Source organism: Streptomyces catenulae (genome assembly GCF_000718015.1).
Taxonomy (GTDB): Bacteria; Actinomycetota; Actinomycetes; order Streptomycetales; family Streptomycetaceae; genus Streptomyces; species Streptomyces catenulae.
Map to the genome: position 1 here is coordinate 1 of NZ_JODY01000002.1, position 22,331 is coordinate 22,331.

At 75.2% G+C, this 22,331-nt stretch carries 19 protein-coding genes; 12 read left to right on the forward strand and 7 right to left on the reverse strand.

Going from position 1 to position 22,331, the window contains the following annotated elements; genetic code table 11:
* Positions 1-80: 80 nt before the first annotated feature.
* The 4 genes from IF23_RS0102405 to IF23_RS0102420 all read left to right on the forward strand — a co-directional run bounded on the left by IF23_RS0102405 (position 81) and on the right by IF23_RS0102420 (position 3,930).
* Positions 81-1,304 (forward strand): amidohydrolase, encoded by a 1,224-nt coding sequence (locus IF23_RS0102405; RefSeq protein ID WP_078653737.1) that lies wholly within the window; start codon positions 81-83, stop codon positions 1,302-1,304.
* A 40-nt stretch (positions 1,305-1,344) separates the two neighbouring features.
* Positions 1,345-2,796, forward strand: coding sequence for an MFS transporter (locus IF23_RS0102410; protein ID WP_037677122.1), 1,452 nt, complete (start codon positions 1,345-1,347; stop codon positions 2,794-2,796).
* A 130-nt stretch (positions 2,797-2,926) separates the two neighbouring features.
* Positions 2,927-3,331 (forward strand): VOC family protein, encoded by a 405-nt coding sequence (locus tag IF23_RS0102415; RefSeq protein ID WP_030279224.1) that lies wholly within the window; start codon positions 2,927-2,929, stop codon positions 3,329-3,331.
* A 38-nt stretch (positions 3,332-3,369) separates the two neighbouring features.
* Positions 3,370-3,930, forward strand: coding sequence for a DinB family protein (locus IF23_RS0102420; RefSeq protein ID WP_078653766.1), 561 nt, complete (start codon positions 3,370-3,372; stop codon positions 3,928-3,930).
* A gap of 74 nt (positions 3,931-4,004) precedes the next feature.
* On the opposite strand, the gene IF23_RS0102425 is transcribed toward IF23_RS0102420, so the two are convergent.
* The 4 genes from IF23_RS0102425 to IF23_RS0102440 form a co-directional block, all read right to left on the reverse strand.
* A complete protein-coding gene (locus IF23_RS0102425; protein WP_030279227.1) occupies positions 4,005-4,502 on the reverse strand; it encodes a nucleoside deaminase in 498 nt (165 codons plus the stop codon).
* A gap of 31 nt (positions 4,503-4,533) precedes the next feature.
* Entirely contained in the window at positions 4,534-5,004 is a 471-nt protein-coding gene (gene cynS, locus IF23_RS0102430) for a cyanase (protein WP_030279229.1), read from the reverse strand.
* A 76-nt stretch (positions 5,005-5,080) separates the two neighbouring features.
* On the reverse strand, positions 5,081-5,674 hold the full coding sequence (locus IF23_RS0102435; RefSeq protein WP_030279231.1) for a carbonic anhydrase: 594 nt from the start codon (positions 5,672-5,674) through the stop codon (positions 5,081-5,083).
* Positions 5,675-5,843: 169 nt separating this feature from the next.
* Positions 5,844-6,563: a GntR family transcriptional regulator gene (locus IF23_RS0102440; protein ID WP_030279233.1), complete on the reverse strand. Its 720-nt coding sequence runs from the start codon at positions 6,561-6,563 to the stop codon at positions 5,844-5,846.
* A gap of 226 nt (positions 6,564-6,789) precedes the next feature.
* On the opposite strand from IF23_RS0102440, the gene IF23_RS0102445 reads away from it, so the two are divergent.
* From IF23_RS0102445 to IF23_RS0102455, 3 genes are read left to right on the forward strand one after another with little or no spacing between them, the layout of a single operon-like run.
* The gene (locus IF23_RS0102445; RefSeq protein ID WP_245654865.1) at positions 6,790-8,034 is read left to right on the forward strand and encodes an amidohydrolase family protein; all 1,245 of its coding nucleotides are present in this window, start codon (positions 6,790-6,792) and stop codon (positions 8,032-8,034) included.
* Positions 8,035-8,091: 57 nt separating this feature from the next.
* Positions 8,092-9,000 (forward strand): transcriptional regulator CynR, encoded by a 909-nt coding sequence (gene cynR, locus IF23_RS0102450; RefSeq protein WP_030279237.1) that lies wholly within the window; start codon positions 8,092-8,094, stop codon positions 8,998-9,000.
* Between the two features lie 59 nt (positions 9,001-9,059).
* On the forward strand, positions 9,060-9,710 hold the full coding sequence (locus IF23_RS0102455) for a GntR family transcriptional regulator (protein WP_037677124.1): 651 nt from the start codon (positions 9,060-9,062) through the stop codon (positions 9,708-9,710).
* Positions 9,711-9,789: 79 nt separating this feature from the next.
* Here IF23_RS0102455 and IF23_RS31840 read toward each other — a convergent pair whose 3' ends face one another.
* On the reverse strand, positions 9,790-11,211 hold the full coding sequence (locus IF23_RS31840) for a VanZ family protein (RefSeq protein ID WP_051739122.1): 1,422 nt from the start codon (positions 11,209-11,211) through the stop codon (positions 9,790-9,792).
* A 415-nt stretch (positions 11,212-11,626) separates the two neighbouring features.
* Positions 11,627-12,784 (reverse strand): glycoside hydrolase family 76 protein, encoded by a 1,158-nt coding sequence (locus IF23_RS30835; RefSeq protein ID WP_051739123.1) that lies wholly within the window; start codon positions 12,782-12,784, stop codon positions 11,627-11,629.
* Positions 12,785-13,074: 290 nt separating this feature from the next.
* On the opposite strand from IF23_RS30835, the gene IF23_RS0102475 reads away from it, so the two are divergent.
* From IF23_RS0102475 to IF23_RS0102485, 3 genes are read left to right on the forward strand one after another with little or no spacing between them, the layout of a single operon-like run.
* Complete coding sequence (locus tag IF23_RS0102475) at positions 13,075-13,944, forward strand: protein kinase family protein (RefSeq protein WP_030279243.1); 870 nt, start codon at positions 13,075-13,077, stop codon at positions 13,942-13,944.
* A gap of 4 nt (positions 13,945-13,948) precedes the next feature.
* Positions 13,949-16,108, forward strand: coding sequence for a protein kinase domain-containing protein (locus IF23_RS30840; RefSeq protein ID WP_051739124.1), 2,160 nt, complete (start codon positions 13,949-13,951; stop codon positions 16,106-16,108).
* A 26-nt stretch (positions 16,109-16,134) separates the two neighbouring features.
* On the forward strand, positions 16,135-18,258 hold the full coding sequence (locus IF23_RS0102485; RefSeq protein WP_030279246.1) for a protein kinase domain-containing protein: 2,124 nt from the start codon (positions 16,135-16,137) through the stop codon (positions 18,256-18,258).
* 21 nt (positions 18,259-18,279) lie between these two features.
* On the opposite strand, the gene IF23_RS0102490 is transcribed toward IF23_RS0102485, so the two are convergent.
* Positions 18,280-18,501: a hypothetical protein gene (locus IF23_RS0102490; protein WP_030279247.1), complete on the reverse strand. Its 222-nt coding sequence runs from the start codon at positions 18,499-18,501 to the stop codon at positions 18,280-18,282.
* A gap of 159 nt (positions 18,502-18,660) precedes the next feature.
* On the opposite strand from IF23_RS0102490, the gene IF23_RS0102495 reads away from it, so the two are divergent.
* Complete coding sequence (locus tag IF23_RS0102495; protein WP_030279248.1) at positions 18,661-21,405, forward strand: AfsR/SARP family transcriptional regulator; 2,745 nt, start codon at positions 18,661-18,663, stop codon at positions 21,403-21,405.
* Positions 21,406-21,570: 165 nt separating this feature from the next.
* Positions 21,571-22,206 carry a DUF4232 domain-containing protein gene (locus IF23_RS0102500; RefSeq protein ID WP_030279249.1) on the forward strand — a complete coding sequence of 212 codons (636 nt, stop codon included), beginning with the start codon at positions 21,571-21,573 and terminating at the stop codon, positions 22,204-22,206.
* Positions 22,207-22,331 lie beyond the last annotated feature (125 nt).

A 22,331-nucleotide genomic window follows, 5' to 3' on the forward strand; every position in this document is an offset into this window, starting at 1 on the left:
TCCCCGCCCGGAGTGCCCCGGCCCCCTCCCCCGGCCGGGGCACCCCGCCGCTCCGCCCACCCCCCTCACCAGGAGTTGTCATGCCTTCCGCCCCCGATCCGTCCCGGCACGGCGCCGGGGACACCGGTCGCCCGGTGGTCTTCCGCGACGTCCGGCCCTTCGGGGCGGCCCGTCCGGTGGACCTCACCGTCGTCGACGGTCTGATCAGCGACCGGGCGGCGCCCGCCGACGCCGAGGTGGTCGAGGGCGGCGGGCGGATCGCGCTGCCCACCCTGGTCGACGCGCACATCCACCCCGACAAGACGACCTGGGGCGGCCCCTGGGAGTCGCGGCGGGCGGCGCACTCCATCGAGGAGTTCGCGGCACAGGACGCCGAGCTCTTCCGCCGTCAGCGCCGGTCCGTCGGTGAGCGGGCGTACGGGCTGATGGCGCACGCCGTCACCCGCGGCACCCGGGCGATGCGGGCGCACGCCGATGTCGCCCCGGCGTACGGGACGGCCGGTGTGGAGGGCCTGGCGCAGGCCCGCGAGCGGCTGCGGCACGCCCTGGACGTGCAGATCGTGGCCTTTCCGCAGCACGGCGTGGTCCGCGCCCCCGGCACCGCGAGGCTGCTGACGGACGCGGCGCGCGACGGCGCCGTGGATCTCATCGGCGGGATCGACCCGGCCGGTTTCGACGGGGCGCCGGAGGCCCAGCTCGACCTGGTCTTCGACCTGGCGGACCGGTACGGCGTCGGGCTCGACCTCCATCTGCACGAGCGCGGCGCGCAGGGCCTGACGTCGCTGCGCCGCATCCTGGACCGCACCCGGGCGCTGGCGCTGCACGGCCGGGTGACGGTCAGCCATGTCTTCTGTCTGGCGGACCTGCCCGAAGCGGAGCTGGCGGCGGTCGCCGCGGACCTGCGCGAGCTGGACATCGCGCTGACCACCGTGGCCCCCAGCGGCTCCCTCGTCCTGCCGATCGCCGCACTGACCGGGCACGGCGTCCGCGTCGGTCTCGGCTCGGACGGCGTCCGCGACTCCTGGAGCCCCTTCGGCGACGCCGACATGCTGCACCGCGCGCACCAGCTGGGCCGGGTCCGTGACGACCGCCTGGACGCGGAGTTGACGGCCTGTTACCTGACCGGGGCGCACGGCGGCGCCGAGGTGCTGGGGCTGCCCCGCGCCGACCTCTCCCCCGGCTCACCCGCCGACTTCCTGCTGGTGCGCGGCGAGTGCGTACCGCAGATCGTGGTGGACCTGCCGCCGCGCGACCTCGTCGTCCGCGGCGGCCGGATCGTCGCCCGGGACGGCGCCCTCGTCTGATCCGTCCGCCGTCCGCCCACCCCTTTGACCCGAGAAGGCCATGACCACCCGCCCGACGTCCCCCCTGCCCGCCGAACCGTCCGCCCCGCATCCGCGGCGCTGGTGGGCACTGTGTGTGCTCGGCTTCGCCCAGCTGATGATCCTGCTGGACAGCACCATCGTGACCGTGGCGATGCCCTCGCTCCAGAGCGAGCTGCACATGGCCGACGGCGACCGCCCCTGGGTGGTCACCTCCTACACCGTCGCCTTCGGCGGGCTCCTGCTGCTCGCCGGGCGGATCGCCGATCACGCGGGTCGGGGGCGGGTGTTCGTCGCCGGGCTGATCGGCTTCGCCGTCGCCTCCGCCGCGGCGGGCGCCGCCCCCACCGCGCAGGCGCTCTTCGCCGCCCGGGCGGTGCAGGGCGCGTTCGCCGCGCTGCTCGCCGCGTCCGCGCTCGCGCTGGTGGCCACCACCTTCCCCGACCCGGTGGAGCGCCGCCGGGCCATCGCCGTCTTCGGGGCGCTCGGCGGTGCGGGCGCCTCGCTGGGCGTCGTCCTCGGCGGGGTGCTCACCCAGTGGTACGGCTGGCGCTGGTGTCTGCTGGTCAATGTGCCGATCGCGCTGGCGGCGCTGCTCGGCACGGTGTGGATGCCGCGCGACCGCTCCCCGCGGGCGGCGGGCCGGATCGATGTGGCCGGTGCGGTGCTGGGCTGCGGCGGGCTGACGGCGCTGGTGTTCGGCTGCAGCCGGGCGGAGGCGGCCGGGTGGACGTCGCCGTCGGTGCTGGGTGCGCTGGGCGGCGGCGCGGCGCTGCTGCTGGCGTTCGCCCGGTGGCAGACGCGCGCGGCGCTGCCGCTGCTGCCGCCGACGCTGGTCCGCGACCGTGGCCGCTCCTCGGCGCTGCTGGCGGGCGGTGCGCTGATGATGGCCCAGCTGTCGGTGTCGCTGTTCCTCACCTACTACCTCCAGACGGTGCTGGGCTGGTCCGCCCTCGCCGCCGGGCTGGGGTTCCTGCCGATCAGCCTGGTGACGACGGCGACCGCGACCCAGCTCGGCACCCGGCTGCTGCCCCGGCTGGGCGCCCGGGTGATGATGACCGCCGGGCTCTCGCTGGCCGCCTGCGGGCTGTTCCAGCTGACCCTGCTGGGTCCGGACTCCTCGTACGCGGCGCAGGTCCTCCCGGCGCTCGCGACCTTCAGTGTCGGTCTGGGCGGCAGCTTCCTCGCGATCATGAACGGCGCCACCACCGGCGTCCCGCCCCAGGACTCCGGTATCGCGTCGGCGACCGTCAACTCCGTGCAACAGGTGGGGGGTTCGATCGGCTCCGCGGTCTTCAACACCGTCGCGGCGAGCACCGCCGCCGCCTTCCCCGGCACGGCACGCGCGGCCACCCTGCACGGCTTCACCACCGCCGTCTGGTACCCGCTGACGGTGCTGCTGCTCGCCGCGGCGGCGACCGCGACGCTGGGCCGGGCGCCGGGGCGGGCCACCGCGGCGGAGGGGACGGCGTGAGCCCGGCCGGTGCCGTCAATCCCGATTGACGGCACGGTCCGGGAGTGGTTACCGTCCCGGGCGGCATCGCGTGTCGGTCACCGTCCGGGTGAGGCATGGAGGTGCCGGGACATGCCTTCGGAGGCATTCCATGTCGGTCGAGTTGAATCACACCATCGTCCACGCCCGGGACAACCGGGCCTCCGCGGAGTTCTTCGCGGAACTGCTGGGGCTGGAGATCACCACGGAGTGGGGGCCGTTCGTCGCGGTCGCGCTGGGCAACGGCGTCACCCTGGACTTCGCCACCGTCCCCGGCGGCGACATCACCCCGCAGCACTACGCCTTCCTCGTCTCCGAGGAGGTCTTCGACGCGGCGTACGCGAAGATCGTGCACCGCGGCATCCCCCACCAGGCCGATCCGCACGGTGAGCGCCCCGGGGAGATCAACCACCACGACGGCGGGCGCGGCGTCTACTTCCCCGACCCGGCGGGCCACTTCCTGGAGCTGCTGACCGTGCCGTACGGCGGCTGGCCCGCCGAGGCGCCGGGAAATTAGGTGGCGGCCCGGTCAACCCCGGCGCCACCATGCCCCGTATGAGCGACGAACCCGCGCGATGGACCCAGGCGACCGTCCACCCCGACATGTGGACGGATCCGGACAACGACCCCCGCGAGAACACCGGGCCGAGCCCGGACGGTGAACTCGCCACGCTCCAGGACTTCCTGACGGGGTACCGGCTCACCCTGCGGATGAAGTGCGAGGGGCTGGACGCGGAGCAGCTGGCACGGCGTTCGGTGCCGCCGTCGACGATGTCGCTGCTCGGTCTGGTACGCCATCTGGCCGAGACGGAGCGGGACTGGCGCGGCTGGATCGGCGACGAGCCCGCACCGGCGAAGCTGTACGGCGCCCGGGACGCGGACTTCGACGGCGCGGTCGGCGAGGAGTCCCAGGTGGTGGCCGCCTTCCGCGATCTGGAGCGCGAGCAGGAGGAGACCGACGCCGCGCTGGCCGCGCATCCGGATCTCGGTGAGCGGGTCGGCAAGAACAAGATCGCGATCCGGGAGCTGCTGGTCCACCGGATCGAGGAGTACGCCCGCCACTGCGGCCACGCGGATCTGCTGCGCGAGCGCGTCGACGGGCGGGTGGGCCAGTAGCGGGGCCCGCCCGGGCACCGCGTGAGGGCCGCACCCCGGATGACGGGGTGCGGCCCTCGGCGTGTGGTGCGCGGTCAGGCGGTGGGGGCGCCGGAGACGCGGCGCTCGCCGCCGTTCCGCTCCTGCCAGCGGCGGTAGACGTCGACGGCGTCCTCCCGCGGCTGGTACGTCATCGGCATCCGGCGCTCCTGCCAGGGTGCGGCGATCTCGTCGTAGAAGGTGTTCAGCTCGAAGTACTTGCGGTCGTCCACGTAGTGCGGCTCGTAGGCGTCGCGGGTGGTGAGGAAGACGACCTCGTCCGGGGAGCAGTAGTACAGCGAGCCCAGGCACATGGGGCACGGGTGCGCCAGGACGTAGATGGTGGCGCCGGTCAGGTGCTCGGTGCCGAACTTGGTGCAGGCGTCGCGGATGGCGAGGATCTCGGCGTGCGCGGTCGGGTCCGAGGTCTGGGCGACCAGGTTGGGGCTCTCCGCCAGGATCTCGCCGTCCTTGACGATGACGGTGGCGAAGGGGCGGCCGCCCTCCTCGACGTTGCGGCGGGCGATGTCGATGGTGCGTTGTGCGAAGTCCACGGTTCCTCCGGGGAGTTGGCGGGAGGGGTGATCAGAAGGGCTTGGTCGGCAGGTACTTGCCGTCGAGGGTGATGACGGCGCGCTCGCCGCCCTCGGGGTCGGCGACCTTCTGCACATCGAGCTTGAAGTTGATCGCGGAGATGATGCCGTCGCCGAACTGCTCGTGGACCAGGGCCTTCAGGGTGGTGCCGTAGACCTGGAGCATCTCGTAGAAGCGGTAGATCGTCGGGTCGGTGGGGATGCCGCCGGGGATCGAGCCGCGGGTGGGGATGGTCTGCAGCAGCAGGGCCGCGTCGTCGTCCAGGTCCAGCAGCTCCGCCACCGCCTTGGCGGACTTCTCCGGCAGGGCGTGCTGGCCGAGGACAGCGGCGGTGGTGAAGGCGGCGGACAGCCCGGCGGCGTCCGCGATCTCCTGCCAGGTCAGGTCCTTACGGGTCTTGGACTCGACGGCGACGATCGAGAGGGCCTGGCGGGCGGCGGGGTCGAACTGGGCGTGTGCCATGGGGGTGTTCCTTTCGGGAGGTGCCGGACGCACGGTGCGTGCGGCACGGTACGGGGGCGGCGGGCGGCAGGGCCGGTCAGACGCCGGCGCGGTCGAGGGTTTCGAGCCGGTCGACGGAGCCGGAGGCGATGTCGAAGACCCAGCCGTGCAGCGTCAGACGCCGTTCGGCGAGGGCTTGCGCCACCGAGGGGTGGGTGGCGAGGTTCCGCAGCTGGGCGGAGACGTTGGCCCACACCAGGGCGCCCACGTCGGTGGGGCCTTCCGGGGTGGCGGCGCGGGCGACGGAGGCGTCCGCGTGGCGCAGCCAGGTGGCGAGTTGGGGTGCGTCGCCGAGGTCGTGTCCCTCGGCGAGTGCCGTCATGGCGCCGCAGCCGGAGTGGCCGCAGACGATGACGTCGGTGACGCCGAGCACGCGGACGGCGAACTCGATGCTGGCGACGGTGCCGTCGGCGGTCGGGCTGTGGGCGGGGACGAGGTTGCCCGCGGTGCGGATGACGAACAGTTCCCCGGGCTCGCTCTGGGTGATCAGCTCGGGCACCACCCGGGCGTCGGAGCATCCGATGAACAGGGTGGTGGGCCGGTGTTCGGTGGCCAGCCGGGCGAAGAGCCCGGCCTTCGCCGGGAAGACGTCCCGGCGGAAGTTGGCGACACCGTCCATGAGGTCGGGCATGGTCACTCCCTTCAGTGGCTGCCGACCCCTGCCGGGCCGACGGGTTCCACCATGCACGAGCTGGCCCTATAGCGTCCAAGACGCAGTGGAGATGATTGCTATTGGTGTCACCTATAGCTGTGGCTGTGGCTCCGCGCAGCTCCGCCGGAGGGGGCGGACGCCCGGCCCGTCAGGCGGTGCCGGACTCCGGGGCGAGGGCGTCCTCGGCGATCCGGGCGGCGAGGCAGCGGAGCGTGGCCTCGCGGGTGCCGACGACATGGGCGCGGGCCCGCTCCTCGGCCCGGTGCGCGTCGCCCGCGCGGATCGCCTCGTACAGCCGCTCGTGCTCCCCGCACATCGGGTCGCCGTCGTTCAGCTCGGAGGTGAGCCGGAAGAGGCGGCGCAGACGGGAGTCGAGGGGCGCCATCAGATCGCGGAGCAGCGGGTTGCCGGAGGCGTCCACGACGAGTTGGTGGAAGTCGGCGTTACGGGCCACGGCCTCCCGCAGCCGACCCGCCTCGGACGCCTTCCGGCTGCGCGTCAACAGGCTTGCCATGGAGCGGAGTTGGGCGGGGGTGGCGCGGCGGGCGGCGAGACCGGCGGCGAGGCCCTCCAGCTTCTCGCGGACGTCGAAGAGGTGCTCGGCGTCCTCGGTGCCGAAGTCCGCGACGACGGCACCGCGCCGCGCCTGCACCAGCAGGAACCCTTCCGACTCCAGGCGCTGCATCGCCTCGCGCAGCGGGATCCGGGAGACGCCGAACTCCTCGGCCAGCTCCCGCTCCACCAGGCGCCGTCCCGCCGGGTACTCCCCCTCGATGATCCGCTCGCGCAGCTCCTCGTGGACCCGGTCGCGCAGGGACCGGTGGGTGTCGCCTATCGGGGTGCGGCGGTCCGGGCGGCGGGTGGTCATGGCGTCAGCTCCAGGTACGGGCGGACAGGGGCGGCGGGGCCCCTGGCACTTCGATCATCGCAGACCGGGGCGGGCGGGAGAAGCCGCGGAGATCCGCCCGCCGGGCCCGTTGCCCGGTATTCGGTATACCAGTTAGCGTGGCTCTGCCCGTCGCCCGCCGACGCTCCGTGCCGCATCCGGCCGCCGGTGGCGTACGACGGCATGCCGCGAACAGCTGGAGGACCCCGTGTCGCACCCCGTCGACGCCCCGCCGATCCCGTCCGTACCCACCGCGCTGCGGAATGTGACCCTGCCCGACGGCCACCGCGCCGATGTCGCCCTGCGCGACGGCCGGATCGCCGCCGTCACCGGGCACCGCGCGGACGCCGCCCCCGACGGCGCGGCGGTCGACCTGGGTGGCGCGCTGCTGCTGCCCGCCCTCGTCGACGGCCACGCCCATCTGGACAAGACGCTGCTCGGCGCCGCCTGGCAGCCGCACCGGGCCACCGCCACGCTCCAGGAGCAGATCGCGAACGAGCGGGAGCTGCGCGCCACCGTCGGTGTGCCGGTCGCCGACCGGGCCACCGCGCTCGCCGAGCGGATGATCTCCCTCGGTACCGGCCATGTCCGCTCCCACGTCGACGTCGACCCGGACGTCCGGCTGGACGGGCTGCACGCGCTCCTCGGCGTCCGCGAGGCGTTCCGCGACCGGCTCTCCGTCCAGCTCGTGGCGTTCCCGCAGAGCGGGGTGGTCAGCTCGCTGGGCGTCGCCGATCTGCTGGACGCCGCGCTCGCCGAGGGCGCCGAGCTGATCGGCGGGCTCGACCCCGCCGGGTTCGACGGCGACGTGGACGGTCAGCTCGACATCGTCTTCCGGCTCGCCGAGCGGCACGGCGCGGGCATCGACATCCACCTCCACGACGGCGGCGAGAGCGGCACCGCGCAGCTGCGGGCCGTCGCCGAGCGGACCGCCGCCCTCGGGCTCGGCGGCACCGTCACCGTCAGCCACGCCTACGCCCTCGGCCAGGTGGAAGGGCCCGAACTGGACCGCACCGCCGCCGCGTTGGGCGCCGCCGGGGTCTCGATCATGACGAACGGCCCGCGCACCACCATGCCGCCGGTGCTGCGCCTGCGCGACCACGGCGTCCGGGTCTTCGCCGGGTCGGACAACATCCGCGACTCGTGGTGGCCCTACGGCACCGCCGACATGCTCGAACGCGCCACGATCATCGGCCTCCAGGGCGGTCTGATGACCGACGAGGAGCTGCACACCGCCGCCTCGCTGGTCACCGGCGAAGCCGCCGCGGCGCTCGGGCTGACCGGCTACGGGCTCGCCCCCGGGGACCGCGCCGATCTCGTGGCCGTCGCCGCCGGTGGGGTCCCCGAGGCGGTCGCCGCCCACCCCGAGCGGCTGCTCGTCCTGCACAGCGGGCGGGTCGTCGGGCCCACGCCGAGCGGCGCGTATCCGCGGTTCACACCGCCGTCCGTGTGAGGCGGCGGTCCGCGGGCCGGTGCGGGCGCCCGGCGCCCCGCTGCCTATAGTCCGCGTATGGGTCCGGAACTCCGTCATCTGCGCTATCTGATCGCGGTCGCCGAGCACGGCAACTTCACCCGCGCCGCCGAGGCGCTGACCGTCTCCCAACCGACGCTGTCGCAGCAGATCAAGCAGTTGGAACGGTCGGTGGGCGCCCAGCTTTTGGACCGCAGCGGGCGCACCGTGCGGCTGACCGACGCGGGCACCGCCTACGTCCACTACGCGCGGCGGGCGCTGCGGGAGCTGGCCGCCGCCGACCGTGCGGTGCTGGACGTCGCGGATCTGACCCGGGGCCATCTGCGGCTGGCCATGACGCCGACGTTCACCGCGTATCTGCTCGGTCCGCTGGTGGCGGCGGTGCACGACGAGCACCCCGGGCTGACGCTGGAGGTGCACGAGGAGCCGCAGGACCGGATCGAGGCGGGGCTGCTCGCCGACGACCTCGACCTCGGCATCGCCTTCGAGGGCCCGCATCTGCCGGGTATCGCCGCCACCGCGCTGTTCGCCGAGACCCTCGGGCTGGTCGCCACCGCGCACCGGCCCGGGGCCGACGATCCACGGCCGATGCCGGTGGACCGGCTCGGCGGGCAGCCGCTGGCGCTGCTCAGCGCGGACTTCGCGACGCGGCGCCACATCGACACCTACTTCGCCCACCACCGCATCGACCCGCCGATCGCGGTGGAGGCCAACACCATCCAGGCGCTCACCGAGATCGTCCGGCGCACCCCGCTGCTGGCCACCGTGTTGCCCGACGCGATCACCGACGACCATCCGCATCTGGCGCCGGTGCCGCTCGATCCGCCGCTGCCGACCCGGGTGGCGGCGCTGCTGCGGCGGGAGAGCGCGTACCGCAGCGCCGCCGCCCGCGCCTTCACCGGCGTGGTCGCGCGGGTGGTCCGCGACCGCGGCTACCCCGCGCCCTGAGCGCGGCGCCCGGGCGCGCGGCACCGGGCGGGGCGGGCGCCGATGAGAGAATCGGGCCCATGACAGGGTCTGAGAAGTTCGAGCCCGAATCGGAGCGGGTCACCCGGCAGTTGCGCGACGACATCATCGACGGTGTCCGCGCGCCCGGCAGCAAACTGGTCGAGCGGGAGCTGGCCGCGGAGTTGGGCGTGAGCCGCCTGCCGATCCGGGACGCCCTGAAGGCGCTGGTCACCGAGGGGCTGGTGACGCCGCGGCCCCGCAGCTGGGCCGTGGTGCGGGAGTTCACCCCGTCGGACCTCGCCGATCTGGAGGAGGTCCGCTCGGCGCTGGAGACGATGGCGTTCCGCCTCGCCGCGCAGCGCCGCACCCGCGCCGGGCTGGCCCGGCTCCGCGCCGACCTCGACGCCGAGCTGTCGGCGGCCCGCGCGGGCGATGCGGTACGGGCCCGGCGGGCGGCGGCCGACTTCCACGAGACGGTGATCTCACTCGCCGACAACGAACTCCTCAACGAGCTGGAGCGCACCCTGCGCAGCCGGATGCGGTGGCTGCTGGGCCAGCACGACGACCTGGTGGCGATCGCCGAGGAACATCAGGCGCTCTACGACGCCGTCGCGGACCGCGACGCGGACCGGGTCGCGGAGCTGACGGCACGTCACCTGGCGACCAGCCGCCGGGTGACCGCGGCCCGGCAGGCCCGCCGCGAGGGCTGAGGGCCCGCGCGACGGCGGGGCCCGGCGGAGCGTTCCGGGCGCGCGGCGGCCGGGCGAAGGGCCGCCGCGCACCCGTCGGTCACGGTCCGGCGGGGGTCTTTCCGGCAGTGTCCGGGGCGTCCGGGGCCTCCGCGGCGGGGGCCGCGGGCTTCGCCGCGGGGGCCGCGGGCTTCGCGTCGGCGGCACCGGCGGCCGGGGTGTCCGCGCCCGGGGTCGCGGGGGCACCGGGCTTCGCGCCGGTCTCGGTTGCGCCCGCACCGGCCGTGCCCGCTTCCGCAGCATCCGCACCCGGCCCCGGCTCCGTACCGGCAGCCGCCGTCGTCGCCGTCGCCGCCTCCGCCGCCCGCTTCCGGGCCCGCCCGTGTGGCAGCGGCCGGTTGACGACGCCGGACCAGATCTCGTGGTGGCCCAGGCCCTCGGGGTGGCGGTGGGCGGCGCGGGCGGCCCAGAGGTAGACGCCGAGGCAGACCAGCGCGCCGCAGCACAGCAGCGCCGCGAGGACCAGCATCTCCACCGCGCCGCCGGTCGCGCCGCCCTCCAGCACCCGCACGAAGAGCAGCGCCATGCCCAGCGCCAGGACCAGCGGCGGTGCGGCGAGGACCAGCGCCCGCAGGGTCAGCGCGCCCAGCCCGGGGCGGGAGCCGTCGCGGGCGGTCAGCCGGAGCAGCAGCACCCGCTTGCCCGGCGTGAACCCGCCGGTCAGCCACGGCACCACGACGAACCACAGCACGGTCAGGAGCACCGAGGTCAGCACCGCCGTCTCGGCGTCGCTGAGCAGCGTCACCACGAAGCTCACCGGCGGCCCCACCAGCAGCAGCCCCGTCACGTCCAGCAGCAGCGCGACCAGCCGTCGGCCGAACGGGACCTTGTCACCGGCGGCCAGCGCCCGGTCGTCCAGGGTGTTCAGCTCCGGCAGCCTGCGGGCCAGCGGCGCGACGACCAGCCAGCCCAGCGACGCCCCGGCCGCGTTGGCCAGCAGGTCGTCCATCGCGAAGAGCCGGTACGGGCAGGGGTAGATCCCCCACAACCCGGTGAACTGCGTCAGCTCGAAGAAGAGCGAGACGCCGAACCCGGCGAGGGTGGCGGCGAGCAGACCGCGCCGCAGGTGCAGCCGGACGAAGACGCCCAGCGGCAGCAGCAGGAGGAGGTTGAAGACCGTCTGCCAGAACGCCGAGTTGTGCAGGATCAGCGCGCCGAAGGAGACCTGGTGGTGGGCCTCCTTCCACATGTCGGCGACGAACATCCCCGGTGTCCACTGCGGATGCTTGAAGGTCGGGAACGCCCGGCAGACGTCCACCGCGCCGCTCGGCAGCGGCACCACCACGAGGCAGAGCGCCGAGATGGCGAAGTAGACGAACGCGAAGACGGAGAGGGTGCGCCAGCGGGTCATGATGCCGTGGCGCCGGTAGAGGACGATCGCCACCGGCACCGAGAGCAGCAGGGCGAGGGCGGGGAAGAGCATCGCCGCGGTGTTCAGCGGCAGGAGGTAGGCGCCGGTCACCGGGGGCCCTCCCCCGCGGCGGTGTGCTCCCGGTGCGGACGCGCCGCCGGGTATCCGTCGGCCGCCGGTGGCCCCGCGGCGCGGTGGTCCGCCACCGCGCACCGCGTCTTCGGCCGGACGACTCCCGTGGGCGGGAAGGTCCCGAGGTTCATCTCTGTCCTGTCATCTTTCACAGCAAGGATCGCGGGAGCCCGCCCCGGTGAACGGGGTCGTCCCGGCGCCGCAGGGCGGGGCACGGGAACGGGCTTCCGCCGTGATCCTGTCAGACGGAAAGTCGCCCCCGGAAACCCGTATACACCCCGTCCGACCTGCCCGTTTCACCCCGCGGGGGCGAATCGGTCGGTACCGCACCACTCCCCCCGACCGCCGCCGGGGGAAGCGGTGGGCCGGTGCCCGCCGGGCCGGGACGCGGCGGCTACGGTGCCGCGTTCAGCAGGTCCAGCGCGGAGTGCTGGCAGCCGTGGCCGGGACCGTCGCCGCGGTCGCCGTTCCAGTGCGGGCCGTACCGGTCGTGCGCGTCGCGGTCCTTGGCGTAGGCGGTGTCCGCCTGCTTCTTCAGATAGCCGTCGTAGGGGTGCCCGTCCAGCGCCCGGTCGAGGACGCCGAGACCGCGGACGTAGGCGCCCTTGAAGCTGGGACCGTCGCCGGTGCAGGAGGAGGACTCGCCCGGCTCGCGGAGGATGCCGCCCGGGTTGAGGTCGCGCGATCCGGTGGAGGCGTCGGCCAGTTCGCGGGCGGCGCGCAGCAGCTCCGGATCGCCGGTGGCCTGGTGCAGCTCGGTGAGACCGCCGAGGATCACGCCCTGGTTGTAGGTCCAGGTCGGCTGGCCGTTGTTCCGGCAGGAGCCGTCCAGACCGTCGTTGATCAGGTGCTTTGCGTTGATCATGCCGCTGCCGCGCAGCCAGTTCCAGCCGCTGGTCGCCCGGTCCAGGGAACGGGTGTCGCCGGGCGTCCGGTTGTGCAGGGCGGCGTTGAGCGCCACGTACAGCTCGTTGGTGACGGCGTTCTTGTACGCGGTGTCGGTCTTCCACTGGACGCCGCCGCCGCAGGTGCCGGTCCAGTAGCGGGCCATGTGGTCGGCGTCGGCGCGGGCGGTGTCGAGGTAGCGGGCGTCGCCGGTGAGGTCGTACGCCTTGATCCAGGCCAGCCCCCACCAGCCGGTGTCGTCGAGGTACTCGTTGCGGAACTGCCTCTGGTTGCCGCCGTCGGTGCGGTCCTTGTTCTTGTCGTACGTCTCGTCGACGGCGTGGGCGAAGCGCGTGTCGCCGGTGCGCCGCATGGTGTCGATGACGGCGGTCAGCGCGTTGGCACTGGTCCACCAGGCGTTGCCGCCGAAGAGCCCGGTCTTGTGGTCGTAGTCCCGCATCAGCGCGGTGGCGGCGGCCATCCGGCGGTCGGCGGTGACCGGGGCGGCGCGGTCCGCCCGGGAGCGGTCCGGTGTGGCGGCGGGCGCGGGTGCCGCGACGGCGGCGAGCACCCCCGCGGCGGCGAGCGCGGCGGCCGTGCGGCGCACCCTCGCGCGCCGCGGGGACGCCGGTGCCGGGTCGGAGGTGGTGTCCGGTTTCGGTGGCATACGGGCTCCTCGTCGTCGGGGGGCCGAAGGCGGCGGCCCACCGGATGCGGTCACCTCCGAGGACGCCGCCCGCCGGGCGTCAAGTTCCGTACGGCGCCGGAGCGTTGGCGTCCACGCCGGGCGGTGCGGCGGCCGGTCCGCGGTCGGGCGGCGGTCGGGCGACGGGAGCCGCCGCGGCGGGCGGTGCCGCGGCCCCGGTCCGGCCGGGTCCGGCGGGATCACCCCGGCCGCCCGGGGATCCGACCGCCGGGTAGGCTCGCGTGCCGGTGTGTGACGAACGGGGAGACGGTATGGAAGGGCTGCGGCAGGACGATCCGCCGCGGATCGGGGAGTTTCTGACGCTGGCGCGGCTCGATCCGGCCGCGCGGCGGGGCGTTCCCGAACGGCGCTATCTGGCGCGCAGCGCCGACGGGGCGCGGACGGTGCTGATCGCTCTGCCGCTCCAGGGTGCCGATCCGGGGCGCTGGGCGGCCGAGGCGCGGTGGGCGGCGAAGCTGAACCAGCCCGGTCTGTGGCCGGTGGCGGAGGTCGGCGGCAGCGCCGCGTTCCCCTGGCGCGCCTCGCCCTACCGGCCGGTGCTGCCGCTGCCGGAGGCGCTGGACGCCTGCGGCGGTCCACTGCCCGAGGAGGCGGTGCGGGCGCTCGGTGCGGCGCTCGCCGAATCGCTGGCGTCGGCGCACGTCCTGGGCGTGGTGCACGGCGGGCTGTGCCCGGCCGCGGTGCTGCTCACCGCGTACGGTCCGCTGGCGTCGTGCTTCGGCGCGGTGCGCGCGGCGGCTCCGGAGGGCGCGCCGCGGACCGGGCTGCCCGGCATCGACGCGGGCTGCCTCGCCCCCGAACCGGCCGCGGGCGGTCCGGTGCAGGCATCCGCCGATGTGTACGCGCTGGGCGCGGTCCTGGCGTACGCGGCGACCGGCCACACGGTGCCGGAGCGGGCGGAGCTACCGGCCGGACTGCGGGCGCCGATCACCGCCTGTCTGTCGCGGGATCCCGCCGCGCGGCCCGAACCGGCGCGGCTGCTCGCGGAGTTGGCGCCGGGCGCGGCCTGGGGTACGCAGAGCGCGGGCACCGAGCCGGCGAAGCTGCCCGGCCGGGTGGTCGCGGCCCTGTCCCTCCAGGCGGCCGCGGTGCTCGCCGCCGAACTCCCCGAGGTGCGCTGACACCATGCAGACCGCTCTTCTCCACGACGATCCGCACACCGTCGGCCCGTATCTGCTGCTGTCCCGGCTGGGCGGCGGCGGGATGGGCACCGTCTATCTGGCGCGGACGGCGGGCGGCCGCACCGTCGCGCTCAAGGTGCTGCACCAGCGGCTGTCCGCCGACACCGGGCTGCGCCACCGCTTCCGGCTGGAGGCGGACGCGGCGCGGGTGATCGGTGGCCGCCACGGCGCGCAGGTCCACGACGCCGATCCGGACGCGCCCCGGCCGTGGCTGGCGACGGAGTACGTACTCGGCCCGCCGCTGGACGACGCGGTGGCGGCCACCGGTCCGCTGCCGGAGCGGGCCGTGCGGGCGCTGGGCGCGGCGCTGGCCCGGGGGCTGGCGCAGCTGCACCGTTCGGAGGTGGTGCACCGCGATCTCAAGCCGTCGAACATCCTGGTCACGGCGGACGGACCGAGGATCATCGACTTCGGGGTGGCGCACGCCGTCGGCGAGGCGCCGCTGACGCAGGCGGGCGCGGCGGTGGGGACGCCCGCGTTCATGTCGCCGGAGCAGGCGGCGGGTCTCGAACACGCCACGGCGGGCGATGTGTTCGCGCTCGGCGGGCTGCTGGTGTTCGCCGCGTCCGGCCACGGCCCGTTCGGCTCCGGGCAGCCCACCGATCTGCTCTACCGCGTCCGCTACACCGAGGCGGACCTCGGCGGGGTGCCGCCGGAGCTGGTGCCGCTGCTGGGCCGCTGTCTGGCGAAGGACCCGGCGCAGCGCCCGACGACCGAGGAGCTGGCCACCGCGCTGGCGCCGGACGGCGTTCCGCAGGTCTTCGCGGAGGTGCTGCCGGACGGGGTGCTGCGGATGATCGCGCGGCGCGGTGACGACGTGTGGCGGCAGCCGCCGCGGCTGACGCCGCCGCCCCCGGACCTGCCGCCGGGCCCGGCGACGCCGCCGGGCGGGGCGGCGGGGCCGTCGCGGCGCCGGATGCTGGCGATGACCGCGGGTGGCGTCGTCGCGGGCGCCGGGGTGGCGGGCGGGCTGTGGGCGTGGCTGGGCCGGGGCGGCGGGCCCGGCGGGGAGGCGCCGCCGCCGGAGCCGGTGAAGCCGCCGACCCGGCTGTGGACGTTCCCCTCGCGCACCCCGGACCGGTTCGGCGACGTGGTGTCGACCCCGCACGGGCTGGCGATGCCCGCGGGCGTCGTGCTGTGCGGCGTCAACCCGGAGAGCGGCGAGGGCACCTGGCAGGCGAACGTCGCCGACGTCTGGCGGTGGGCGGTGGGCGGCACCGACCTCTACGCGCTCCGCGACGACGAGCAGGGCAAAAAGCTGGCGATCTGCCTGCTCGACCCGGCGGACGGCCAGCCCGGGAAACCGCTGGTGGAGCTGGCGGAGTACCGCGGCGGCGAGAACCGTAACCAACTGCTGTGCGTGGCGGGGAAGACGGCGTATCTGGCGGCCCGGGCGGTCTCGCCGGACCGCTGGTACGTCCTCGCCGTCGAGCTGCGCACCGGCCGGGTGCGGTGGCGCACCGGTGTCGATGCGGCGGCCGACGGCTATCTGCCGCCGATGCTGCGCGGGGTGGTCGTCGGCGACCGGCTGGTGGTGTCCCGCTCCGACTCCGGCATCCACTTCGTCAATGTCACGACGTACGCCCTCGCCGACGGCAAGGTGGGCTGGACGCAAGCCTCGCCGTTCTCCGGCGAGCCGCCGTCCGAGCTGCCCGTCGACGACCGGTACGTCTACCTCTCCGACGCGGCGGTCGGCGCCCGGAAGCTGGCCGACGGGGAGAGCGGCTGGCTCTTCGGCCACGACCGCGACGTCGGCGGCAGCGCGGGCCAGACCCGCGTCTACGGTCCCCCGGCGCTGCACGGCGGTGTCCTGTACTGCACCGAGGGCGACCGCGGTCTGGTGGCGCTGGACGCGCTGACCGGCAGCCTCAACTGGGCGGAGAAGGGCCTCAAGGGCCGCCGCCTCCGCCGCGACGTCGCGCCGGTCGTGGGCCGGAAGTACGTCTACAGCCTCGACGACAAGGGGCTGCGCGCGGTGGACCTCCGCAGCCGCACCGCGGTGTGGACGTTCCCCACCGACGCGACGGTGCTGGCCGCCGACCGGGAGCGCGGAAAGCTCTACCTCCGCGAGGAACGGGCCACCTTCGCGCTGCCGCTCGCCTGAGCCCTCTCGTCCAGGAAGGACCGAAGTTGAGAACACTCGGCGCCGGAGATCCGCTCCGGCTCGGCCCGTACCGCATCGTCGGGGTGCTCGGCGAGGGCGGGATGGGCAAGGTGTACCTGGGGCGGGACGCGGCGGGGCGGCCGGCGGCCGTCAAGGTGCTGCTGCCCGAGCTGGCGCACGACCGGCATCTGGTCGACCGGTTCGTCCGGGAGGCGCAGACCGCGCGGGCGGTGACCGGCGACGGCGTCGCCCGGGTGCTGGGCGCGGAGCTGGAGTCGGGGCGGCCGTGGATCGCCTCGGAGTTCCTGGCCGGGCCGACGCTGGACGACGCGGTGCAGCGGCACGGCCCGCTCGACGAGGGGCTGTTGCGGGAGACCGCGCGGGCGCTGGCGGTCACGCTCGGGGACATCCACGCCACCGGGCTGGTCCACCGTGACCTCAAGCCGTCGAACGTCGTCCTGACCTCGCATGGCCCGCGCGTCATCGACTTCGGCATCGCCCGCCCCGAGCACGGGCTGACGCTGACCCGGACCGGGCAGATCCCGGTCACGCCGGGGTACGGCGCGCCGGAGCAGGTGCTGGGGCGGCGCGTCGGGCCCGCCGCGGACGTCTTCTCGCTCGGCGCGGTGCTGGTCTTCGCCGCGAGTGGCCGCCCCGCGTACACCGGCGCCGAGATCACCGCGATCCTCTACGAGGTGGTGCACGGCGTCCCGGATCTGACGCTGGTGCCACCGGCGCTGCGGTATCTGGTGGAGCCGTGTTTCGCGAAGGATCCGGCGGCGCGGCCGCTGCCCGCGCAGATCGCCGAGGCGGCCCGGGCGCCGCAGCGGGGCGCCAAGCTGTGGAAGTCGGGGCCGTACGCCGCCGACATCCGCGACCGGGAGGGCGCGGCGCGGCGGATGACCGGGGAGAACCCGCCGACGGTGCTGCCGGGCGGGGGCGCTGCGGGCACGGAGGCGACCGCGGTGTCCGGGGCGCGGCCGTCGCGGCGGCGGTTGCTGCTGACGCTGGCGGGCGGCGGCGCGCTGGTCGCGGCGGGGGCGGGCGGGGCGGTGTGGTGGCTGTCGGACGGCGGTGCGCAGGTCCTGGCCGATCCGTTCGACATCCCGTCGGCGGCCACGGTGCGCCCCGCGGAGCTGAGTTCCGGCACCGGGACGCCGGAGCCGCTGTGGGGGCCGGTGGAGGGGGTGGCCGACGCCGGGTCGCCGCCGCCGCTGCCGGTGCGGGACGTGGTGGTGTTCGCGGCGGCGGGCGGCGGGATCGCCGCGCGGCGGGTCGTCGACGGCAAGGAGCGGTGGCGCGCCGGTGACGTCCGGGGCGACGCGGGCTATCTGGCGATCGCCGACCGGCTGGTGGCCACCGCCGACAGCGACGGTGTGCTGCGCACCTACGTCGCCGCGACCGGCGAGCCCCGGTGGACCGCCGACGCCGGGGTGACCACCCTGCTGGCCGCGGACGCCGCCCATGTGTACGTGCTGACGTCCCGGGGTGAGCTGCGGTGTGTGGCGACGAAGGACGCGACGGTGCGGTGGACGCGCCGTCCGCCGCTGCCGCTGACCGGCGGGCGTCCGGCGGCGGCGCTGGGCGCCGGGGTGCTGGTGGTCTGCACCTCCGGCGGCGATGTGGCGGCGGTGCGGACCTCGGACGGCGGGCGGGCGTGGGTGCGCAAGGGGCAGGCGGCGGGCGCGCTGCGGCCCGCGATCGACAACGGCACGGTGTATCTGGGCGGCCACACGCTGGCGGCGGTCGGCGCGTCCGACGGCAAGGTCCGCTGGTCGATGCCGACGATGCAGCCGATCCGGCGCGGGGTGTACGGCTTCGGCCCGCCCACCGTGGCGTCCGGGGTGGTGTACGCCCTCGACGGCGATGCGCTGCGGTCGACGCGTACCGACGGGGAGGAGGCGGGGATGACGACGATGGTGGCCGGGGTGACGCCGCCGTGGCAGCCGCCGGTGGTGCAGGCGGGCAGTGTCTGGGTGGTGGAGAGCCGCGACACCGGGATCAGCGGCTGGCCGCGCGGCGCCGACGTCAGCTCCGGCCAGGGGCAGACGTATCCGCTGAAGGAGGGCTCGGGCCGGACCGCGGCGGGCGCAGCGAACCGGCTGTTCGTCCTCAACTCCGGTGCACTGCTGGCACTCCGGGTGTTCTGAGCGCCGGGCCCGGCGGGGGCGTCAGCGGGCGTTGCGCGGGTGGTGGCGGGCGGTGCGTTCGGTGCCGCGGCGGTAGTTGCCCGTCCAGCGGGCCATCACCAGCTGTGCGTCGCCGGAGGTCACCTCCCGCAGGAACTGTGCCGCGCGGGCGCCGCGCAGCACCGCCGCGCGGCGCCCGTGGTGGTGCACCGGCACCGTTCCGTCGCCCCGCTCCTCGTAGGTGAATCCGTGTGCTCCCGGCATCCGCCGCCCCCGTTTCCGTCCATGCGTTCGACTCCCCATCGTGGGGGCCGGGGCGGCGGCCCGCCACCCACTTTCCGGGGGCGGGCGGAGCGCTACGGCCGGGGAACGTTCCGGCGCGCTCCGGTAATCTGACGGCTTCCCCCAGGAGGAGATGCGTCAGTGGAGTTCCGGCTGCTCGGAGCGGTTTCCGTCGTCACCGAGGTCGGCGAGCTGCCGCTCGGTCCCGCGAAGCGGCGCAGTCTGCTCGCCGCTCTGCTGCTGCGGCCCAACCATCCGGTTCCGGTGGAGGCGCTGACGGACGCGCTGTGGGAGGAGCCGCCGCCGCGGGCCCGGAGCGTCATCCAAGGCCATGTGTCGCGGCTGCGGTCGCTGCTGACCGGCGCCGGGGCCGCGATGTACGGCGTGGAGCTGGTCACGCAGGGCGCCACGTACATCCTGCGGATGCCGGAGAGTCTGCTCGACGCGCACCGTTTCGAGGAGCTGGTGGCGCTGGCGCGCGGTCAGCGGGCGGCGGGCGACGCGGTGGCGATGTACCAGGAGGCGCTGGCGCTGTGGCAGGGGCCCGCGCTCACCGGCGCGTACCGCAGCGCCCCGCTACAGGCCGCCGCGCACGCCCTGGAGGAGCTGCGGCTGACCGCCGTGGAGCTGCTGGCCGGGGCGTACACGCAGGTCGGGGAGTATGCGCGGGCGGCGGCGCTGCTGCGGGCGGAGGCGGCGGCGCAGCCGTTGCGGGAGTCGCTGTCGGCAGCGCTGGTGCTGGCGTTGCAGCGGGCGGGGCGGCGGTCGGACGCGCTGGACTGGTTCCACCGCACCCGGCGGCTGCTCTCGGAGGAGTTGGGCGTCGATCCGGGGCGGGAGCTGGCGGAGGCGTACGCGGTGGCGCTGCGCGGCGACGGCGACCCGGCGGCGGAGGCGAGGGCGCCGGTGGTGCCCGCGGTGCCGGAGTCGCGGCCCACGCCGCCGGAGGTGTCGGGGCACCCGGAGACCGTCGATCTGCTCCCCCGGATGCCGCGGGGTTTCCACGGTCGGGCCGACGAGTTGGCGGCGCTGGATCGTGCCACCGCCGGGGAGACGCCCGTCTGTCTGGTCACCGGGCCCGCCGGGGTGGGCAAGACCGCGCTGGTGGTGCACTGGGCGCACCGCAACCGCGAGCGGTTCCCCGGCGGTCTGCTCTACGCCGATCTGCGCGGCTTCAGCGACACCCCGGAGGTGGAACCGGCCGAGGTGGTGCGGGAATTCCTGCTGGCGCTGGGGGTGGCGCCGCGGCGGATCCCGGAGTCGGCGCGGGGGGCGTCGGCGCTGTTCCGGTCGCTGGCGGCCGACCGCCGGTTGCTGGTCGTCCTGGACAACGCGCCCGGCTCCGCGCCGGTGCAGGAGTTGCTGCCGGGCGGTGCGCGGTGCGTCACGGTGGTCACCAGCCGCCACCGGCTGCCCGGGTTGATCGCCTCCGACGCGGCGCGGCCGGTGCCCGTGGACGTGCTGGGGCCGGCGGACAGTGCCGCGCTGCTCGCCGCGGTGCTCGGCGAGGAGCGGGTGCGCGCGGAGGCGGGCGCGGCGCGGCGTCTCGCCCAGTTGTGCGGCGGGCTGCCGCTCGCGCTGCGGGTGACGGCGGCCCGGCTGACCGATCAGCCGGAGTGGTCGCTGTCCGCGCTGAGCGGTGAACTCTCCGACGAGTCACGGCGGTTGGCGCTGCTGGACGTCGAGGACACCGGGGTGCGGGCGGCGCTGCGGCTGACGGTGCGGCGCCTCCCGGCGGACGCCGCGCACCACTTCGCGCATCTGGGCCGCCACCCCGGCACCCATGTCGACCGGTACGCGGCGGCGGCCCTGGCGGGCACCGGCCCGGCCGCCGCCGAGGTCGCTCTGGAGCGGCTGGCCGCGGCGCATCTGGTGACCCGGGCCGCCCCGGACCGCTGGACGCTGCACGATCTCGTCCGGCTCTACGCACGGGACCTGGACGCGGATCCGGACGCGCTGCTGCGGGCGCTGGACCACACCGTGGTGACCGCGCTGGCCGCCGCGGACGCCGCCGAGCCGGGCGACGAGTCGTGTTTCCCGCTGCCCGCGGATGTCCGTACGCCCCGGGAAGTCCGCCGGTTCGCCGCCCGGGAGGAGGCGATGGCCTGGTACGAGGCGGAGCACGAGGAGGTGACGCTCGCGGCGGCAGCGGCGGACGCGGCGGGGCTGCACAGCCGGACCTGGCGGCTGGTGCTGGGGCTGTGGCCGCTGATCGTGTGGCGGGTGCGGGACGGCTGGAGCCCGCTGCTGGGCACGGCGCTGGAGGCGGCGCGGGCCGACGGGGATCTGCGGGCGCAGTCGCGGATCCTGGCGCTGCTGGGCTGGGTGCTGACGGAGGAGGGCCGGGTCCCGGAGGCGCTGGCCCATCTGGAGGCGGCGCCGGTGCTGGCGGCGCGGGCCGGGGACCGTAGCGCGCAGGCGACGGCGCTGGTCAACCTGTCGCTGGCGCAGGCGGCGCTGGGCAGTCCGCAGGAGGCGGCGGAGGAGTGCGCCGATGCGGCGCGGCTGGCGCGCGACGCCGGGGACCCGTACACCGAACGTCTCGCGCTCTACCACCTGACGCGCCATCAACTGGACTGCGGTGCCTGGGAGGCGGCGCTGCGGACGGTGGCCGCGGCGCAGGCGCTGGACGAGGTCGTGGACGCCTCGGCGGCCGGGCGGGTGCTGCTGGTCGCCGCGGCGGGTGAGGCGCTGCTGGGTCTGGGCGACGAGGCGGCGGGGACCGCCCGGCTCCGGGAGGCGGCGGACGCGGCGGAGGCGTGCGGGTTCGACGACGGTGCGGTGCGGGCGCTCGGGGTGCTGCTGAAGGGGGCGTCCGGCGCGGAGCTGACCACCCTCCGCGCCCGGTACGACCGGGCCCTGGCGCGACTGCAATCACGTTCCTGACCTGCACAAACGCCATACCTGTCGGGGTGTCACCCGTTCGCCCGTGGACCGTCAGTGGCACGTTGGTGAGGCGTTGGTGGAACGTCAGTCGCCGCGGGAAGAGTGGTGTGCACACCGCGGGAACGTCGCCGAGAGGTCCCGCAACCGACCACAGGGGACCTGATCATGCGCACCTCCCGTATCCGTGCCACCGTCCTGGCGACCGCCACCGCCGCCCTCGCCCTGAGCCTGACCGCCTGCGGCGGCGCGGACAACGGCGCGAAGGATGACAATGCCGCCGGTCAGAACCGGTCCGCATCCGGGGCGGACGCCAAGGGCGAGGCCAAGTCGGCGTCGGCGACCGGCGGTGCGGACGCCACCGGCAAGGGCGCCACCACCTCCAACACCCGGCAGTGCGTCGGCGACGAGACACATGTGACCGTCGAACACCGCTTCGCAGGCCAGCAGGGCGACCACCTGCTGATCACCATGGTGAACAAGAGCGACAAGCCCTGCTGGGTCACCTCGTACCCCTCCGTCAAGCTCAACGGCGAGGGCGCCGCCCTCCCGCTGTCGAAGAAGTCCGACGGCGGCGACCAGCACCTCACCCTCCAGCCCAACGGCACCGTCTACAGCGCCGCCAACCTCTTCGACTACGGCAAGGACAACCACCGCGCCAGCAGCATCTCCCTGGCCCTGCGCGACAACGACGGCCGCCTCCAGCCCGAGTACTCCGTCGACGTCACCGGCGCACACAACGAGTTCGCCTGGAACGAGGCGGACGTCCTCAACTGGAACACGGAGAAGCCCTACGACTTCTGACCGTTCCGGAACACCGGGCACGCCTCGGAGGATGCCGGTCGGGCGGGAACCTCGGGGGGAGGTTCCCGCCCGACCTGTCGTGTGTGGCCGTGCAGCGGCTGCGTCTCCAGGTCCGCCCGGTCGCG

Bases quoted from the DNA above. Each gene is read 5' to 3' on its own strand.
- IF23_RS0102500 (WP_030279249.1), top strand. From the start codon at position 21,571: ATGCGCACCTCCCGTATCCGTGCCACCGTCCTGGCGACCGCCACCGCC.
- cynS (WP_030279229.1), bottom strand. From the start codon at position 5,004: ATGGCACACGCCCAGTTCGACCCCGCCGCCCGCCAGGCCCTCTCGATC.
- IF23_RS0102410 (WP_037677122.1), top strand. From the start codon at position 1,345: ATGACCACCCGCCCGACGTCCCCCCTGCCCGCCGAACCGTCCGCCCCG.
- IF23_RS0102455 (WP_037677124.1), top strand. From the start codon at position 9,060: ATGACAGGGTCTGAGAAGTTCGAGCCCGAATCGGAGCGGGTCACCCGG.
- IF23_RS0102490 (WP_030279247.1), bottom strand. From the start codon at position 18,501: ATGCCGGGAGCACACGGATTCACCTACGAGGAGCGGGGCGACGGAACG.
- IF23_RS0102415 (WP_030279224.1), top strand. From the start codon at position 2,927: ATGTCGGTCGAGTTGAATCACACCATCGTCCACGCCCGGGACAACCGG.
- IF23_RS0102440 (WP_030279233.1), bottom strand. From the start codon at position 6,563: ATGACCACCCGCCGCCCGGACCGCCGCACCCCGATAGGCGACACCCAC.
- IF23_RS0102420 (WP_078653766.1), top strand. From the start codon at position 3,370: ATGAGCGACGAACCCGCGCGATGGACCCAGGCGACCGTCCACCCCGAC.
- IF23_RS0102405 (WP_078653737.1), top strand. From the start codon at position 81: ATGCCTTCCGCCCCCGATCCGTCCCGGCACGGCGCCGGGGACACCGGT.
- IF23_RS0102475 (WP_030279243.1), top strand. From the start codon at position 13,075: ATGGAAGGGCTGCGGCAGGACGATCCGCCGCGGATCGGGGAGTTTCTG.
- IF23_RS0102435 (WP_030279231.1), bottom strand. From the start codon at position 5,674: ATGCCCGACCTCATGGACGGTGTCGCCAACTTCCGCCGGGACGTCTTC.
- cynR (WP_030279237.1), top strand. From the start codon at position 8,092: ATGGGTCCGGAACTCCGTCATCTGCGCTATCTGATCGCGGTCGCCGAG.
- IF23_RS30835 (WP_051739123.1), bottom strand. From the start codon at position 12,784: ATGCCACCGAAACCGGACACCACCTCCGACCCGGCACCGGCGTCCCCG.
- IF23_RS30840 (WP_051739124.1), top strand. From the start codon at position 13,949: ATGCAGACCGCTCTTCTCCACGACGATCCGCACACCGTCGGCCCGTAT.